The following is a 14910-nucleotide window of genomic DNA, read 5'->3' as shown; positions in this document are numbered from 1 at the left end:
GACCCCCGAGGGCGGGTCGATGCGGTCGAGGGCGGGTCGTGAAGCTCCCGCCGTCGACCCAGTTGACCCGCCCTCGAGGTCTGAGCAGGCGGGGGCCGCGCGGTCACTCGGGCAGAACGGCCTGCCCCTCGCGCTCGTCGCCGGCGACGCCGGCCCGGAGCCCCTCGCCGCGGAAGAACGCGGGCCGCAGCCGGGCGTTGACCAGCATCACCACGACGCCGCCCACGAGGATCGTGACGCCGAGCAGGAACACCAGGCCGACCCCGCCGATCTGTGAGCCGCTGCCGTAGTCGGGGTCCATGCTGTCGACCAGCGTGGTGACGAAGAGCACGGCGAGGATGAGCCCGCCGACGCCCGGAGCGACGATCTGGAAGAACAGGTTGCGTGCCCCGGTGCGCCACTGGTGCCGGAAGTACCAGACGCAGGCGAACGCCGTGAGCCCGTAGTAGAAGCAGATCATCATGCCGAGGGTCGTGATCGTGTCCCAGAGCACGTCCTCGCTGATGAAGCGCATCACCGCGTAGAAGACGCTCGCGACGACGGCGGAGGCGAGGGTCGCGTACCCGGGGGTGAAGAACCGCGGCGAGACGCGGGCGAACTTCGGCGACAGCGCGCCGTAGTGCCCCATGGCGAGCAGGGTGCGCGCCGGCGACACGAAGGTCGACTGGAGGGAGGCGGCGGAGCTGCTCAGCACCGCCAGCGACATGAGGATCGCGAGCGGCCCGAGCACCGGCCCGGCGAGCGCCGAGAACGCGTTGCCCTGGATGTCGGGGTTGCCGAGCCCGACCCCCTCGTCGCCGAGGCCGGCGAACGTCATGGAGGCGAGCGAGACGAGCAGGTAGACCAGCACGATGATGACGACGGTGAGGGTGGCGGCGCGGCCGGGGGTCGTCCGCGAGCCGCTCGTCTCCTCGGACATCGTCAGCGTGACGTCCCAGCCCCAGAAGATGAAGATCGACAGCGAGAGCCCGGCAGCGAACGCCGAGAAGGTCGGCACCGTCAACGGGTTGAACCAGTCGAGCGAGATCGCGGTGGCGTCGAACGCCGATCCGCCGCCGACCCGGACGAACGCCACGATCGCGAAGCCGACCAACACGAGCAGCTGGAACCCGACGAGCCAGTACTGCACCTTCTGGGTGGTCTGCATGTCGCGGTACGAGATGACGGTCGCCCCGGCCATGAAGGCCAGACAGGTGACGACGTTGATCAGCGGGTTCGCCGCCAGGTCGGCGATCGACGGATCCGAGAAGACCTGCCCGAGCAGCAGGTAGAAGAAGTCGACGGCGATGCCCGCCAAGTTGCTCAGGACGACGATGGTCGCGACCACGAGCCCCCAGCCGGCCATCCAGCCGACCCACGGGCCGAAGGCGCGGACGCCCCAGGTGAACGAGGTGCCGCTGTCGGGCATCGCGCTGTTCAGCTCGCGATAGCCGAACGCGACGAGGAGCATCGGGATGAACCCGACCAGGAAGATCGCGGGCAGGTGCGTGCCGACCTGCGCGATGGTCGGGCCGAGGGCGCCGGTCAGCGTGTAGGCGGGCGCGATGCACGAGATGCCGATGACGACGGCGCCGATCAGGCCGACGCTGCCGGCGCTCAGCCCCTTCGACGACAGGGTCCGGTCGGCGGCGACGCCGGACTTCTTGAGGATGCTCACGGGTTGGTCCCTTCGGGGTGGGCGCCGCCCGGGGCGACGCCGGTCCAGGTCGTGCGGGCATCGTGGTCACGAGGAACCACCACGAGGGGGACGGGGACGCCGCGCACGATCTTCGCGGCGACGCTCCCGAGGAACAGCCGACGGGGCTGGGCCAGACGACTCGAACCGACGAGGGCGAGCTCGTCGTCGCTCCAGGTGAGGGCGTCGATCGCGTCGGCGATCCTCGGGCCCGGGGCGATCTCGACCGTGACGTCGAGGTCGGCGGGGACGCCGTCCAGGGCGATGTCGCGCATCCGCTCCGCGTGCTCGCGCGCCTCGTCGTGCAGGGCGCGCTCGCGCTCGTCGCGGTCGCGGCGCTCGCCGTCGCCGACGGAGTCGAGCGTCACCAGCGAGACGAGCCGCAGCGGGACGCGCGCCGCGGCGGCCGTGGCGACCGCCGTGTCGACGACCGCCCGGGCGCCGGCCCTGGTGCCGACCGCCGCCGTCACGCTGCCGAAGCTGCGGACGCCGCGCTCGGCGAAGCCGGCGGGAGCGATCGCGACGGGCACCGGCGCGGAGTGCACGAGGACTCCCCCGACGCTGCCGAGGTGCAGCCGGCCGAGGGTCCCCTCCTTGCCGGCACCGATCACGATCGCGTCGGCCTCGAGGTCGGCGGCGGCCGCGACCAGGCCCTCCGCGAACGTCTCGGCCCGGACGAGGTGCGTCGTGGACGTGACGCCGGCTGGGACCTCGGCCGCCGCCTCCTGCAGCCAGCCCTCGGCGAGGTCGTCGAGGTGCCGCTCGTAGCTGGGCGCGGTGGGGACGAGGGAGGCACGGCCCTGGTCGTGCAGGACCATCACGAGGTCGAGGCGCACGCCGAGCGTGTGCGCGAGGGCCGTGCCGAGGGCCAGGGCGTCGTGCCCCGCGGGGGTGTCCAGGTACCCGACGACCACGCTCCTCACGAGACGGCCGCTCCGGCGTCGGCGTGCTCGGGCTGGCCTGCGGACGCGGGCTGCGCGGATGCGTCAGCGTGTGCGTCCCGCTCGGCGAGGATCTCGGCCGCGACGTCGTGCCCGACGCGGATCGCGCCGTCGACGTGCTGGAACCCCTCCGCCGCGATGTCGCTCGACGAGAAGTGGATCGGCCCGACGGGCACCCGCTGGTCGTGGCCCCAGCGCGAGAGGCCGCCGAGGTCGAAGCTCGTCGCGTACGCGCCGCCCGTCCACTCGTCGCTCGCCCAGTCGCTCTCGAAGTAGACGACCGGCTCGGTCGCCTGCTCGCCGTAGTACGACGCCAGCGACGCGAGGATCGCCGCGCGTCGCTCGTCGGCGGGCAGGGCGAGGAGGCGGTCGGCCTTCTCGTCGCTGACGAAGCCGACCAGGGTGCCCCGCGGGTCGTCGTGGTTCGAGTTGTCGTACGCCTCGTGCACCACCTGGTAGGGGCTGAACGCCGTGCCCGAGAGACCGGCGTCGCGCCAGAACGGCGTCTCGTAGACGGCGTGCACCTTGATCACGAGGCCGAGCGAGACGTGCTGGTGCCACTGCTGGCGCAGGGCGGGCAGAGCGGGCAGGTACTCGATGCGCGAGTAGAGGTTGGGCGGCACGGCGACGACGGCCCAGCGGGCCGCCACGCGCAGCTCGGGCGTCGACGCGACGACCCCGTCGGCCGACCAGTCGAGCGTCTCGACCGGCTGGCCGAGGCGCACGGCGTCGCCGAGCTTCTCCGCGAGCGTCAGCGGGACCCGCTGCAGGCCGCCCACGACGCGCTTGTCGAGGATGAAGTCCGCGTCGACGAGGTTGCTGAAGCTGCCGGCGCTCGACGCCATCTGCAGTGCCTGGAGCAGCGAGAACGAGTGGGCCGGCTTCGTGAGCATCGCGTCGGCGATGAAGAGCGCGATGTTGGCCCGCGCCTCCGCGTCGTCGCTCTGCTGCTCGAGCCAGGCCGAGAACGACACGTGGTCGAGCTCGGCGGCCCGCGGGTGCTCCCAGGGGGCCGCGACGTCCGTCTCGGCGACGAGCTCGTCCATCACGACGATGAGCCGCTCGATCTCGGCCTGCGTGTGCTCGGAGGCAGGGAAGATGTCGCCCGTGAAGCGCGACGCCGTGCCGTCGGCGGAGACGTAGACGCTCTCGCCCTCGCGCCACCGGGAGTACGTCTCGAGGCCGAGCTCGCCGAGCGTGGCGATCAGGGCCGTCTGGTCGGGCGACACCCACTGGCCGCCGAGCTCGAGCATCGCCCCGTCGATCGTCTCGGTGCGCAGCCGGCCGCCGACGCGGTCACGTGCCTCGAGCACGACCACGTCGAGGCCCGCCGCTCGCAGGTCGGCGGCCGCGGTCAGGCCGCTGGCCCCCGCGCCGATGACGACGACGTCGCAGGTGGTGGTGTCGGTCATGGGGTGGTCTCCGTCGCTGGTGCGGGCACCGGGTGGTGCCGAGTGAGTGTGGGGGTCGGCTCGGCCGGGGCGGTCAGGACGAGGCGCGCGGCGAGGCGTGCGCGCTCATCACGTGCTTGACCCGGGTGTAGTCCTCGAGGCCGTAGGCGCTGAGGTCCTTGCCGTAGCCGGAGCGCTTGAACCCGCCGTGCGGCATCTCGGCCGCGAGCGGGATGTGCGTGTTGATCCAGACGCAGCCGAAGTCGAGGTCGCGGGCGAAGCGCTCGGCCGTGGTGTGGCTGTCGGTCCAGACGCTCGAGGCCAGGGCGTAGGGCACGCCGTTGGCCAGCGCGAGCGCCTCGTCGGCCGTGCCGAACGACTGCACGGTGAGCACCGGGCCGAACACCTCGGCCTGCACGACGTCGTCGTCCTGCCGCACGCCCGTCACGATCGTCGGCGCGAAGTGGAACCCCGTCCCGCCGACGCGGTGCCCGCCCGTCACCACGGTCGCGTGCGCGGGCAGCGAGTCGACGACGGCCTGGACCGCGGCGAAGTGCCGCGCGTTGTTGAGGGGCCCGTAGGAGGCGCCCTCCCCGGCGTCGGGACCGGCCGTCGTCGCCTCCGCGGCGCGCACCAGGGCGGCGACCAGGTCGTCGTGGACCGACTCGTGCACGATGACGCGGGTCACCGCGGTGCAGTCCTGGCCAGCGTTGAAGAAGGCCGCCTCCGCGATCTGGGGGGCGACCACGTCGACGTCGACGTCGGGGAACACGACGGCGGGCGCCTTGCCGCCGAGCTCGAGGTGCACCCGGGCCACGCGGTCGGCGGCGGAGGTCGCGACGGCCACGCCGGCGCGCACCGAGCCCGTGATGGCGACCAGCCCGGGCACGGGGTGCTCGACGAGGGCCTGGCCCGTGCTCGCGTCGCCGAGGACGACGTTGAAGACGCCGTCGGGCAGGACGCCCTTCGTCAGGGAGGCGAGCACGAGGGTCGACTCCGGCGTCGTGTCGCTCGGCTTCAGCACGATCGTGTTGCCCGCGGCGAGCGCCGGGGCGATCTTCCAGATCGCCATCATCAGGGGGTAGTTCCAGGGCGTGACCTGGGCGACGACGCCGATGGGCTCGCGGCGCACCGACGAGGTGAGCCCGTCGAGGTACTCCCCCGAGGCGATGCCGTCGAGCCGGCGGGCGGCCCCGGCGAAGAAGCGCACCTGGTCGGCGCCGACGGCGACCTCCTCGGCAGCGATGATCGCCTTCGGCTGCCCCGTGTCCCGGTGCTGCGCCTCGACGAGCTCGTCGCTGTGCGCGTCGAGGGCGTCGGCGAGCGCGAGCAGCGCGGCCTGGCGCACCGACGGAGTGCTGCGGCTCCAGCCGGGGAACGCCCGGGCCGCGGCCTGCACCGCCGCGTCGACGTCGGCCGCGTCGCTCACGGGCGAGACCGCCACGACCTGCTCGGTGATCGGCGAGACCACGTCGATCGTCGCGGTGCCGTGGGCGTCGACGTACCGGCCGTCGACGAAGTTCTGCAGGGTCGCCATGGTGTCCTCTCGGTGGTGCTGGTGCCGTGGTGCTCGGGGCCGTGGTGCTCGGGGCCGTGCTGGTCGGGGCCGTGCTGGTCGGTTCGGTTCGGTCGGGTCGGTGCTCGTCGGCTCGGGATCAGCCGTCGGGCTGCAGTGCGTAGGTCGTGTCGAGGTACTCGTGGATTCCCTCGCTGCCGCCCTCACGCCCCAGGCCCGAGTGCCCGACCCCGCCGAACGGGGCCGCGGCGTTCGAGACCAGGCCGGTGTTGACGCCCAGCATGCCGGTGCGGAGCCGACCGAGCATCCGTCGTCCACAGGCCAGGTCGGTCGTGAAGAGGTAGGCGACGAGGCCGTAGGGAGTGTCGTTGGCGAGCCGGACGGCGTCGTCCTCGTCGCGGAACGTCGTGACGGCGGCGACCGGGCCGAAGATCTCCTGGTGCATCAGGTCGGCGTCGCGGGGCACGTCGGCGAGCACGGTCGGCGCGAAGAACGAGCCGGGGCCGCCCGGCGCCGAGCCGCCCGTGACGACGCGGGCGCCCCGGGCCACGGCGTCGGCGACGAGCCGCTCGCAGGTCGCGACGGCGCGGTCGTCGATCAGCGGGCCGAGGGTCGTCCCGTCGGCCGTGCCGGGCCCGACGACGATCGCCTCGACGCGCTCGGCGAGGCGGCGCGTGAACTCGTCGGCGACCCGCTCGTGCACGAGCAGGCGGTTCGCGGCCGTGCAGGCCTGCCCGCCGTTGCGGAACTTCGCGAGCATCGCGCCGTCGACGGCGGCGTCGAGGTCGGCGTCGGCCATCACGACGAAGGGGGCGTTGCCGCCGAGCTCCATCGAGGTGCGGACCACGTTCTCGGCCGCCTGCGCGATCAGCACCCGGCCGACCGCGGTCGAGCCGGTGAACGAGAGCTTCCGGAGGCGCGGGTCGGCGAGCAGGGGCCCGGTCACCCCGGCCGCGTCCGTCGTGGTCAGCACGGTGACGACGCCGTCGGGGACGCCGGCCTCGCGCAGCAGCTCGGCGAACGCGATGGTCGTGAGCGGCGTGAGCTCGGCCGGCTTGACGACGACCGTGCAGCCGGCCGCCAGGGCAGGCGCGATCTTGCGGGTCGCCATGGCGAGCGGGAAGTTCCACGGGGTGACGAGGTAGCCCGGCCCGACCGGCCGGTGGGTGACGATCATGGTGCCGGTGCCCTCGGGGACGGGACCGTACCGGCCCTGGACGCGCACCGCCTCCTCGGAGAACCAGCGGAGGAACTCGCCGCCGTAGGCGACCTCGCCCCGCGCCTCGGCGAGGGGCTTGCCCATCTCGAGCGACATCAACAGGGCGAACGACTCCCGACGCTCGACGAGGAGGTCGAAGGCCCGGCGCAGGGTCTCGCCGCGGACGCGCGGCGGCGTGGCGGCCCACTCGTCGGCGGCCGCCACCGCCCGGTCGAGGGCGCGGATCGCGTCCGCGGGGCGCTGGTCGGCGACGAGCGCGAGGACCTCGCCGGTCGCCGGGTCGTGAACGGGGAAGGTCGGGACGCCGTCGAGGGCCGGGGCGGCGGCGCCCTCGCTCACGAGCGTCACCACGTGAGGGGGGAACCCGGGCAGCGCTGCGGCGTCGGGCCGCGTCGTCCGTGCGACCGTCGACACGTCGGTCATCAGGCCGACCCGAGCGCCGCGGCGACGACGTCGAGGCCGTCGTGCAGCAGCGCGTCGTCGATGGCGAGCGGCGGCAGGAACCGGATGACGTTGCCGAAGGTGCCGCAGGTGAGGACGATGACGCCCTCGGCGTGGCAGGCGGCGGCGACCCGGCCGGTGAGGGCGGCGTCGGGCTCGCCGGTGAGCGGGTCCACGAGCTCGATCGCGATCATCGCACCGCGGCCCCGGACGTCGCCGATGCGCGGGTCGCCCTGCTGCAGGTCGTGCAGGCGGCCGAGCAGCAGGTCGCCGATGGCGGTCGCGCGCTCGAGCAGGCCGTCGTGCTCGAACGACTCGATGGCCGCGAGGGCCGCGGCGCACGCGATCGGGTTGCCGCCGTAGGTGCCGCCGAGGCCGCCGACGTGCGGCGCGTCCATGATCGCGGCCCGTCCGGTGACGGCCGAGAGCGGCAGCCCGCCCGCGATGCCCTTCGCCGTGACGACCAGGTCGGGCACGATGCCCTCGTGCTCGCTGGCGAACATGCGACCGGTTCGGGCGAAGCCGGTCTGCACCTCGTCGGCGATGAACACGACGTCGTTCTCGCGGCACCAGGCGACGATCGCGGGGAGGAACCCGGGCGCCGGCACGATGAAGCCGCCCTCGCCCTGGATCGGCTCGATGACGACTGCGGCGAGGTTCGCGGCGCCGACCTGCTTCTCGATCTGCGAGATCGCGCGAGCCGCGGCCTGCGGCCCGTCGAGCCCCGCGTCCCGGTACGGGTACGACAGCGGGGCGCGGTAGATCTCCGGGGCGAACGGCCCGAAGCCGCTCTTGTAGGGCATCGACTTGGCGGTGAGCGCCATCGTCAGGTTCGTGCGGCCGTGGTAGGCGTGGTCGAAGGCCACGACGGCGGACTTCCGCGTGTACGACCGCGCGATCTTGACGGCGTTCTCGACCGCCTCCGCGCCGGTGTTGAACAGCGCCGAGCGCTTGTCGTGGTCGCCGGGCGTGAGCCGGTTGAGGGCTTCGCAGACCTCGACGTAGCCGTCGTAGGCCGTGATCATGAAGCAGGAGTGCGTGAAGCGCTGCACCTGCTCGACGACCGCCTCCACGACGCCGGGGGCCGAGTTGCCGACGCCCGTCACCGCGATGCCCGAGCCGAGGTCGATCAGGGTGTTGCCGTCGACGTCGACGAGCACTCCCCCGCCGGCCGCCTCCGTGAAGACGGGCAGCGAGACGCCGACGCCCGCGGCGACCGCGCCGCGCTTGCGCTCCATCAGCTCGCGGCTCCGCGGGCCGGGCACCTCGGTGACGAGACGGCGGCGCTGCTCGAGGCCGGGGCCTCCGCGCGGGGTGGTGACTGTGGTGCTCGACATGCAGGCGCTCCTTCGACGTTGCGGCGACTCTAGGGAGCCGGGGCGCACCTCCTCGACCGACATTTCGTCGCATGTTCGCCTCCGGCCTGCCAGATCGGCAGGCCGGTGCTAGGTTCGGCGCGTGCGCCCCACCGTCCGAGCCCTCGTCCGCCAGGCTCCCCTCGGCCTGCGCCTCCTCGACCCGACGACGCGCACCGACGAGCCGCTCTCGTGGGTGCACAGCTCGGACCTGGTCGACCCGTCGCCCTTCGTCGCCGCCTCGACCATGCTGCTCACGACCGGCAGCCAGTTCCGGGCCGACGCGACGCAGGACGACTACGACGCCTGGGTCGAGCGGGTCGTCGGCGCCGGCGTGGTCGCCCTCGGGTTCGGCGCCGGCGTGCACCGGCCCGACACGCCCGTCGAGCTCGTGCTCGCCGCCTCCGCCCTCGGGGTGCCCGTCGTCGAGGTCCCCTGGCGCACCCCCTTCATCGCCGTCGCCCGCTGGGCGGCCGACCAGCTGGCCGAGGAGGCGCGCGACCGCGACCGCTGGACGCTGCGGGCCCAGCGCGCCGTCTCCGTCGCGGCCATCGGCGACGGCGGGCTCGACGCCGTGCTGCGGGTGCTCGGCGAGCAGCTCGGCGGGTCGGTGGTGCTGCACGGGACGGATGCCGCGGCCGACCACGGGCAGGTCGACCAGGGGCAGGTCGAGGCCGAGGTCGCACGGCTCCTGCGCCGCGGGGCCCGGGCCGGCAGCACCGTGACCGTCCCCGGGGCCGTGGTGTCGCTGCAGACCCTCGGCCGGCGGGACGGCCTCCGCGGCGTCCTCGCCGTCCGCACCCCCGCCGAGCTCGACACGGCCGCCCGCGCCGTCCTCACCAGCGTGGTCGCCCTCGCTGAGGTCACCCTCGAGCGCGACGTCGCCCGGCTGCGCGGGCAGCGCGAGCTCTGGCGGCAGGTGTGGTCGCTGCTGGTGGCAGGGCAGGTCGAGGTGGCACGGTCCATCACGAGGTCGGTCGGGGTGGGCATCGCCGCGGGGCCGGTCGTCGTGGCCCTCGCCGCGCCTCCTCGGGACTCGCCCGACCACGCGACCGAGGCCGTCGAGCGACTCGCCGCCGGTCGGCCCGACGTCTTCGTCGCGCTCGTCGACGGGAGGATCGCCGTGCTCGCCGCCGAGAGCGCCGTCGATCTGCCAGCGCTCGCCGCCGCCCACGGCCTGCGGATCGGCGTCTCGGACGTCACCGACCTCGACCACCTCGCCGGTGCCGTGGCACAGGCCGAGCGCGCCCTCGCCGTCGCGACGTCGTCCGCCGAGGAGGCGGTGGTCACCTGGGCGAGCCTCGCGGCCGGCGGCCTCGTGGCCGCGCTCTGGTCGGAGGGGGCCGCCGAGCTCGCGTCGTCCCGCCTCGCCCCCGTGGCAGCCCTGCCCGACGGCGACGAGCTGCTCGTCTGCTGCCGGACGTGGCTCGAGCACAACGGCGCCTGGGACCCGGCCGCCCGCCGACTCGGCCTGCACCGCCACAGCCTCCGCGCGCGGGTGGCCAAGGTCGAGTCCGTGCTGGGGCTGCCGCTCGACGGCTTCGCCGGGCGGGCCGAGCTGTGGGCCCTGCTGGAGGCCGCGGGCGCGGGAGTCGGCACCGGGCCTCGCTGACGGTGGCCCGTGACAGCATGGCCGGATGACGACGAGCAGCACGGCCAGCACCACGACCGACATCGACGCCGAGGCGCTCGAGCTGCTGCGGGCCCTGACGGGCCGCGACGACGCCGTGTTCCACGACGGCCAGCTCGAGGCGATCCGCGCGCTCGTCGCCGACCGTCGTCGCGCTCTCGTCGTGCAGCGCACCGGCTGGGGCAAGTCGGCCGTCTACTTCATCGCGACCCTGCTGCTCCGACGCCGGGGCGGCGGGCCGACCCTGCTGGTCTCGCCGCTCCTCGCCCTGATGCGCGACCAGGTGGCCGCGGCGAGCCGCGCCGGCGTGCGGGCGGTCGCGGTCAACTCGGCGAACGCGCACGAGTGGTCCGACGTGCAGCAGGCCCTCGCGGCCGACGAGGTCGACGTGCTGCTCGTCTCGCCCGAGCGCCTCAACAACCCGCGGTTCCGCGACGAGCAGCTGCCCGTGCTGGTGGCACGCCTCGGCATGCTCGTCGTCGACGAGGCGCACTGCATCAGCGACTGGGGCCACGACTTCCGGCCCGACTACCGGCGGCTCGCCGACCTGATCCGCACCCTGCCGACGACGGTGCCCGTGCTGGCCACGACGGCGACCGCGAACGAGCGGGTCGTCGCCGACGTCGAGGAACAGCTGACGGCGGGGCCGGACGACCAGGTGCTGACGATCCGCGGCTCGCTGGCCCGCGCCTCCCTGCGGCTCGGCGTGCTGACGCTGCCCACCTCGCGTGACCGGCTCGGCTGGCTGCTCAGCCACCTCGACGACCTGCCGGGCAGCGGCATCATCTACACGCTCACCGTCTCGGCGGCCGACGACACGGCCCGCCTGCTCCGTGAGGCCGGCCACGCGGTGCGCTCGTACTCGGGCCGCATCGACAACGAAGAACGCGAGGCGCTCGAGGGCCAGCTCAAGCGCAACGAGCTCAAGGCGCTCGTCGCCACGAGCGCCCTCGGCATGGGCTTCGACAAGCCCGACCTCGGCTTCGTGGTGCACCTCGGGGCGCCGTCGTCGCCCGTCGCCTACTACCAGCAGATCGGCCGCGCGGGGCGCGCGACCGACAACGCCGACGTGCTGCTGCTGCCGGGCACGGAGGACGCCGAGATCTGGCAGTACTTCGCGACCGCCTCGATGCCGTCGGAGGCCCGCGCGTCGGCTGTCCTCGCCGAGCTCGGCGATACGCCCCTGTCGACGCCGGCCCTCGAGGCCCGGGTCGACGTCAAGCGCTCGCCGCTCGAGCTGATGCTCAAGGTGCTCGACGTCGACGGCGCGGTGTCGCGGGTGCAGGGCGGCTGGGTCAGCACGGGGCGGCCATGGGTCTACGACGCCGAGCGCTACGGGCGCATCGGCGAGGCCCGGGTCGCGGAGCAGCAGTCGATGATCGCCTACGAGCGCGCGACGACCTGCCGCATGCAGATGCTCCAGCTCGACCTCGACGACACCGCTGCTGCGCCCTGCGGGCGGTGCGACATCTGTGCCGGTGCCTGGTACCCGAGCGAGATCGGCGGCGAGGCTGCCGCGTCGGCCTCGACCTCGCTCGACCGGGTCGGCGTCGAGATCGAGCCCCGGGCCCAGTGGCCGACGGGCGCCGACCGGGCCGGCGTGCCCGCGAAGGGCAAGATCGTCGAGGGCGAGCGCGTCGAGACCGGCCGCGCCCTGGCCCGCCTCACCGACCTCGGCTGGGGCACGACGCTGCGCCAGGTCTTCGCGGCCGGTGCCGAGGACGCCCCGCTCACCAAGGCGCTGCTCGACGGGGTGGTCCGCGTGCTCAAGGAGTGGCCGTGGGCCGAACGCCCGGTCGGTGTCGTGTCGATGCCGTCGTCGTCACGCCCTCAGCTCGTCGGCTCGCTCGCCGAGGCCATCAGCACCGTGGGGCGCCTCCCTCTGCTCGGCTCGCTCACGCCGACGCGACCGTCAGCCGGTCGAGGCAGCAGAGGAGGCGGCAACAGCGTCTACCGGCTCGCCGACGTCTGGCAGGCGGTCGAGGTCGGCCCCGAGCTGGCCGCCGCGCTGGGTCAGGTCTCCGGGCCCGTGCTGCTCGTCGACGACCTCGTCGACAGCCGCTGGACGATGACGACCGCCGGGCGCGAGCTGCGCCGGGCGGGGGCGTCGGCCGTGCTGCCGTTCTCGCTGGGCGTCGTGGGCTGAGGCTCGCCCGTCCCGGACCGTCCAGGGCCGTCTCCGGACTGTCGGGGCCTGTCAGGGCCTGTCGGGGGCTGTCGAGGCCCGTCGGCCAGCGGGCTCAGCGCACCGACACCGCGTGCTCGTCCCAGCCCTCCGCGCCGTTGGGCGCGGGCGGCAGCTCGGTCTCCGACTGGACGGTCCCGTCGGCGCTCGTCGCGCGGACGCGCAGCGTGTGCCCGCCCGACGACGCCGACCAGCGGTAGACCCACTGCACCCAGGTGTCGGGCGAGATCGACTCCGCCAGCTCGGCCTCGTCCCACGCGCCTCCGTCGACCTGCACCTCGACGCGCGAGACGCCGGTGTGCGGGTGCCAGGCCACTCCGGCGACGGCGACCGTGCCGGCGTCGACGGTCGTCCCGGCGGCGGGCACGTCGATGCGCGACTCGAGCTTGACCGGGCCGAGGGCGTCCCAGCCGCGGGGGGTCCAGTAGCCCTCGGCGTCGGCGAAGCGGGTCACCTCGAGCTCGGTCACCCACTTCGTCGCCGAGACGTAGCCGAAGAGGCCGGGCACGACGAGGCGGGCGGGGAACCCGTGCTCCTGGGGCAGGGGCTGGCCGTTCATGCCGACCGCGAGCAACGCCTCGGTGTCGTCGTCCTGCAGCACCTCGAGCGGCGTGCCCGCGGTGAAGCCGTCGATGCTGCGGGAGAGCACCATGTCGGCGCCGGCTTGCGGGCGGGCCCGGGCGAGCAGGTCGCGGAGCGGGTAGCCGAGCCAGAGCGCGGTGCCGATCAGCGTGCCGCCGACCTCGTTCGAGACGCAGCTGAGCGTGGCCGTGTGCTCGACGAGCGACAGGGCGAGCACGTCGTCGAACGTGAGCACCACCTCCTCGTCGACCAGGCCGTGGATGCGCAGCGACCAGTCCGCCGGGTCGATGCCGGGCACGCGCAGGGCGGTGTCGATCCGGTAGAACTCGTCGTTCGGCGTGATGTACGACGTGAGGCCGTCGACGTCGAGCGAGGCGCCCGCGGGCACCGCCTCCTCGGCGGTCGCCGCGGCCGGCAGGCGCAGGGCCGCGCGCAGCTGCGTCACGTTCGCCCGCGTCGCGTTCCAGGCACGGGCACCGGTGCCGAGCACGACCGACGCCGCACCGGCCGCGCCCGCGAGCAGCACGAAGCTGCGGCGCTCGAGGCCGGGGCCGCGGAGGGGCGGCGCGGGCACCGAGGCCTCGGACCAGCCGGTGCGGGTGGTCGCCTGCCAGCGGGAGAGCCTCCGGACGAGCGCCGTGAGGAGGAGCAGGGCGACGAGCGTGCCCACCGCGGTGGGCACCCCGTTGATGCTCGACGAGTCGGCTCGGGTGAGCACGGCGATCATCGCGAGCACTCCCCCGAGGCCGAAGACGACCTTGCCTGCCGGGGGCCGACGGAGCTCGGCGATGCCCGCGCCCGCCGTGATGACGGCGAGCAGCACCCCCATGAGGGTGAAGAGCGCTACCTTGTCGCCGGTGCCGAAGAGGGCGACCATCGTGTCCTTGGCCACGGGAGGTGCCAGGTCGATCACCGCGGAGCCGACCGCGTAGAGCGGGCTGCCGCCGGGGCCGGTCACGACGGCGGCGAGCTCGGCCGAGGCGAGGAAGGCCGCCGCCGAGACGACGCCGGCGACCGCGGCCCAGCCCGAGGAGGTGCGGGTCGTCATGCCCTCGCGGGTCGCTGCTGCGGGTGGGTCGAGGCGCACGGACATGCGGTCAGGCTAGGCGGCGGCGCTCGGGATCCGCTGGGGCCGGGCGCGCCTCACCGTGGGCTCCGCTCACTCGTCGTCCACGACTCGTCGTCGGTCACTCGTCGTCGGTCACTCGTCGTCGTCGACGAGGCTCTCCATCAGCTCGACGATGAACGCGACGGACGACTCGGACCCGGCGGCCGGCTCGACGTCGTCGTCCGCATCGACGACGAGCAACGGGATGCCGGGGCCGATCACCAGCTGCGCCATGTGGGCCACGCCGCCGAGACGTGCCGCGACCGGGACGCGGAACGTGCGGTCGTCGTCGCTGAACTCCATGGCGGCGGCGAGCAGCACCTCGGCCAGCTCGTCGGTCACGATCAGTTCCTGGCCTGCGTAGAACAGCGTCTTCATGCCAGCCACCCTACGGGCGCGGCGCGCACGTGCCGTAGCCTCGGGCGCATGGCAGAGAAGCGAGCACCCCAGGTCGAGACCGGCGACGCAGACGTGACCCGCGCCTCCTTGGAGCTCTCGTTGCCGGTGTCGCTGCTCGCGGGCGTCGTGCGCCGCGCCGTGCAGTCGACGCCCGCCTTCTCGTTCACGTCGGCCGACGAGCAGGGCGCACGGCTGATCCGCCGCTCGGCGACGGCGAGCGACGCCGACACCGTCCACCTCGTCTTCGAGGAGGCGGGCGCGGGCAGCCGCATCTCCGGCGAGGTGCACGCGCCGGCCGGGACCATCGGCGTCAGCGTCAAGAAGCGCGACGCCGACACGATCGCGCTGTTCGACGCCATCGCCTCGGCGGCCGGGCCCTTCTAGCCCTCGGCCTCGGCGCGAGCCCGGGTCACGACGACGGCCGGCCCCTCCGAGGAGGTGCCGGCCGCGTTCCCGAGGACGTCGAGC

General features: G+C 74.1%; 11 protein-coding genes. 3 read left to right on the top strand and 8 right to left on the bottom strand.

The window, feature by feature from the left end; all coding sequences use genetic code 11:
- Positions 1 to 103: 103 nt before the first annotated feature.
- From EDF18_RS00465 to gabT, 6 genes are all read right to left on the bottom strand, one after another.
- Positions 104 to 1657: an APC family permease gene (locus EDF18_RS00465; protein WP_123545450.1), complete on the bottom strand. Its 1554-nt coding sequence runs from the start codon at positions 1655 to 1657 to the stop codon at positions 104 to 106.
- On the bottom strand, positions 1654 to 2598 hold the full coding sequence (locus EDF18_RS00460; protein ID WP_123545448.1) for a universal stress protein: 945 nt from the start codon (positions 2596 to 2598) through the stop codon (positions 1654 to 1656). Before EDF18_RS00460 ends, EDF18_RS00465 begins: the two co-directional genes overlap by 4 nt.
- On the bottom strand, positions 2595 to 4028 hold the full coding sequence (locus tag EDF18_RS00455) for an NAD(P)/FAD-dependent oxidoreductase (protein WP_123545446.1): 1434 nt from the start codon (positions 4026 to 4028) through the stop codon (positions 2595 to 2597). The genes EDF18_RS00460 and EDF18_RS00455 overlap by 4 nt, the downstream gene beginning before the upstream one ends.
- 73 nt (positions 4029 to 4101) lie before the next feature.
- On the bottom strand, positions 4102 to 5544 hold the full coding sequence (locus EDF18_RS00450) for an aminobutyraldehyde dehydrogenase (protein WP_123545443.1): 1443 nt from the start codon (positions 5542 to 5544) through the stop codon (positions 4102 to 4104).
- 118 nt (positions 5545 to 5662) lie between these two features.
- Positions 5663 to 7165 carry an NAD-dependent succinate-semialdehyde dehydrogenase gene (locus tag EDF18_RS00445; protein WP_123545441.1) on the bottom strand — a complete coding sequence of 501 codons (1503 nt, stop codon included), beginning with the start codon at positions 7163 to 7165 and terminating at the stop codon, positions 5663 to 5665.
- A complete protein-coding gene (gene gabT / locus EDF18_RS00440) occupies positions 7165 to 8520 on the bottom strand; it encodes a 4-aminobutyrate--2-oxoglutarate transaminase (RefSeq protein ID WP_123545439.1) in 1356 nt (451 codons plus the stop codon). Before gabT ends, EDF18_RS00445 begins: the two co-directional genes overlap by 1 nt.
- A gap of 121 nt (positions 8521 to 8641) precedes the next feature.
- Here gabT and EDF18_RS00435 point away from each other — a divergent pair, with 121 nt between their 5' ends.
- On the top strand, positions 8642 to 10150 hold the full coding sequence (locus EDF18_RS00435) for a PucR family transcriptional regulator ligand-binding domain-containing protein (RefSeq protein ID WP_123545437.1): 1509 nt from the start codon (positions 8642 to 8644) through the stop codon (positions 10148 to 10150).
- 25 nt (positions 10151 to 10175) lie between these two features.
- Positions 10176 to 12314: an ATP-dependent DNA helicase RecQ gene (locus EDF18_RS00430; protein WP_123545435.1), complete on the top strand. Its 2139-nt coding sequence runs from the start codon at positions 10176 to 10178 to the stop codon at positions 12312 to 12314.
- Between the two features lie 94 nt (positions 12315 to 12408).
- On the opposite strand, the gene EDF18_RS00425 is transcribed toward EDF18_RS00430, so the two are convergent.
- Positions 12409 to 14028 carry a molybdopterin-dependent oxidoreductase gene (locus EDF18_RS00425; RefSeq protein WP_123545433.1) on the bottom strand — a complete coding sequence of 540 codons (1620 nt, stop codon included), beginning with the start codon at positions 14026 to 14028 and terminating at the stop codon, positions 12409 to 12411.
- 108 nt (positions 14029 to 14136) lie between these two features.
- Positions 14137 to 14421: a hypothetical protein gene (locus EDF18_RS00420; RefSeq protein WP_123545431.1), complete on the bottom strand. Its 285-nt coding sequence runs from the start codon at positions 14419 to 14421 to the stop codon at positions 14137 to 14139.
- Between the two features lie 48 nt (positions 14422 to 14469).
- Between EDF18_RS00420 and EDF18_RS00415 the strand changes: the two genes are divergently transcribed.
- Positions 14470 to 14826 carry a hypothetical protein gene (locus EDF18_RS00415; protein ID WP_123545430.1) on the top strand — a complete coding sequence of 119 codons (357 nt, stop codon included), beginning with the start codon at positions 14470 to 14472 and terminating at the stop codon, positions 14824 to 14826.
- The last annotated feature ends 84 nt before the right edge of the window (positions 14827 to 14910 follow it).

This window comes from Frigoribacterium sp. PhB107 (genome assembly GCF_003751515.1).
In the GTDB taxonomy this organism is placed as follows: domain Bacteria; phylum Actinomycetota; class Actinomycetes; order Actinomycetales; family Microbacteriaceae; genus Frigoribacterium.
Note: the sequence above shows the minus strand (reverse complement) of the source record. Positions and strands in the feature narration are given on the sequence as shown.

Bases quoted from the DNA above. Each gene is read 5' to 3' on its own strand.
- EDF18_RS00455 (WP_123545446.1), bottom strand. From the start codon at position 4,028: ATGACCGACACCACCACCTGCGACGTCGTCGTCATCGGCGCGGGGGCC.
- EDF18_RS00450 (WP_123545443.1), bottom strand. From the start codon at position 5,544: ATGGCGACCCTGCAGAACTTCGTCGACGGCCGGTACGTCGACGCCCAC.
- EDF18_RS00445 (WP_123545441.1), bottom strand. From the start codon at position 7,165: ATGACCGACGTGTCGACGGTCGCACGGACGACGCGGCCCGACGCCGCA.
- gabT (WP_123545439.1), bottom strand. From the start codon at position 8,520: ATGTCGAGCACCACAGTCACCACCCCGCGCGGAGGCCCCGGCCTCGAG.
- EDF18_RS00430 (WP_123545435.1), top strand. From the start codon at position 10,176: ATGACGACGAGCAGCACGGCCAGCACCACGACCGACATCGACGCCGAG.
- EDF18_RS00425 (WP_123545433.1), bottom strand. From the start codon at position 14,028: ATGTCCGTGCGCCTCGACCCACCCGCAGCAGCGACCCGCGAGGGCATG.
- EDF18_RS00420 (WP_123545431.1), bottom strand. From the start codon at position 14,421: ATGAAGACGCTGTTCTACGCAGGCCAGGAACTGATCGTGACCGACGAG.
- EDF18_RS00415 (WP_123545430.1), top strand. From the start codon at position 14,470: ATGGCAGAGAAGCGAGCACCCCAGGTCGAGACCGGCGACGCAGACGTG.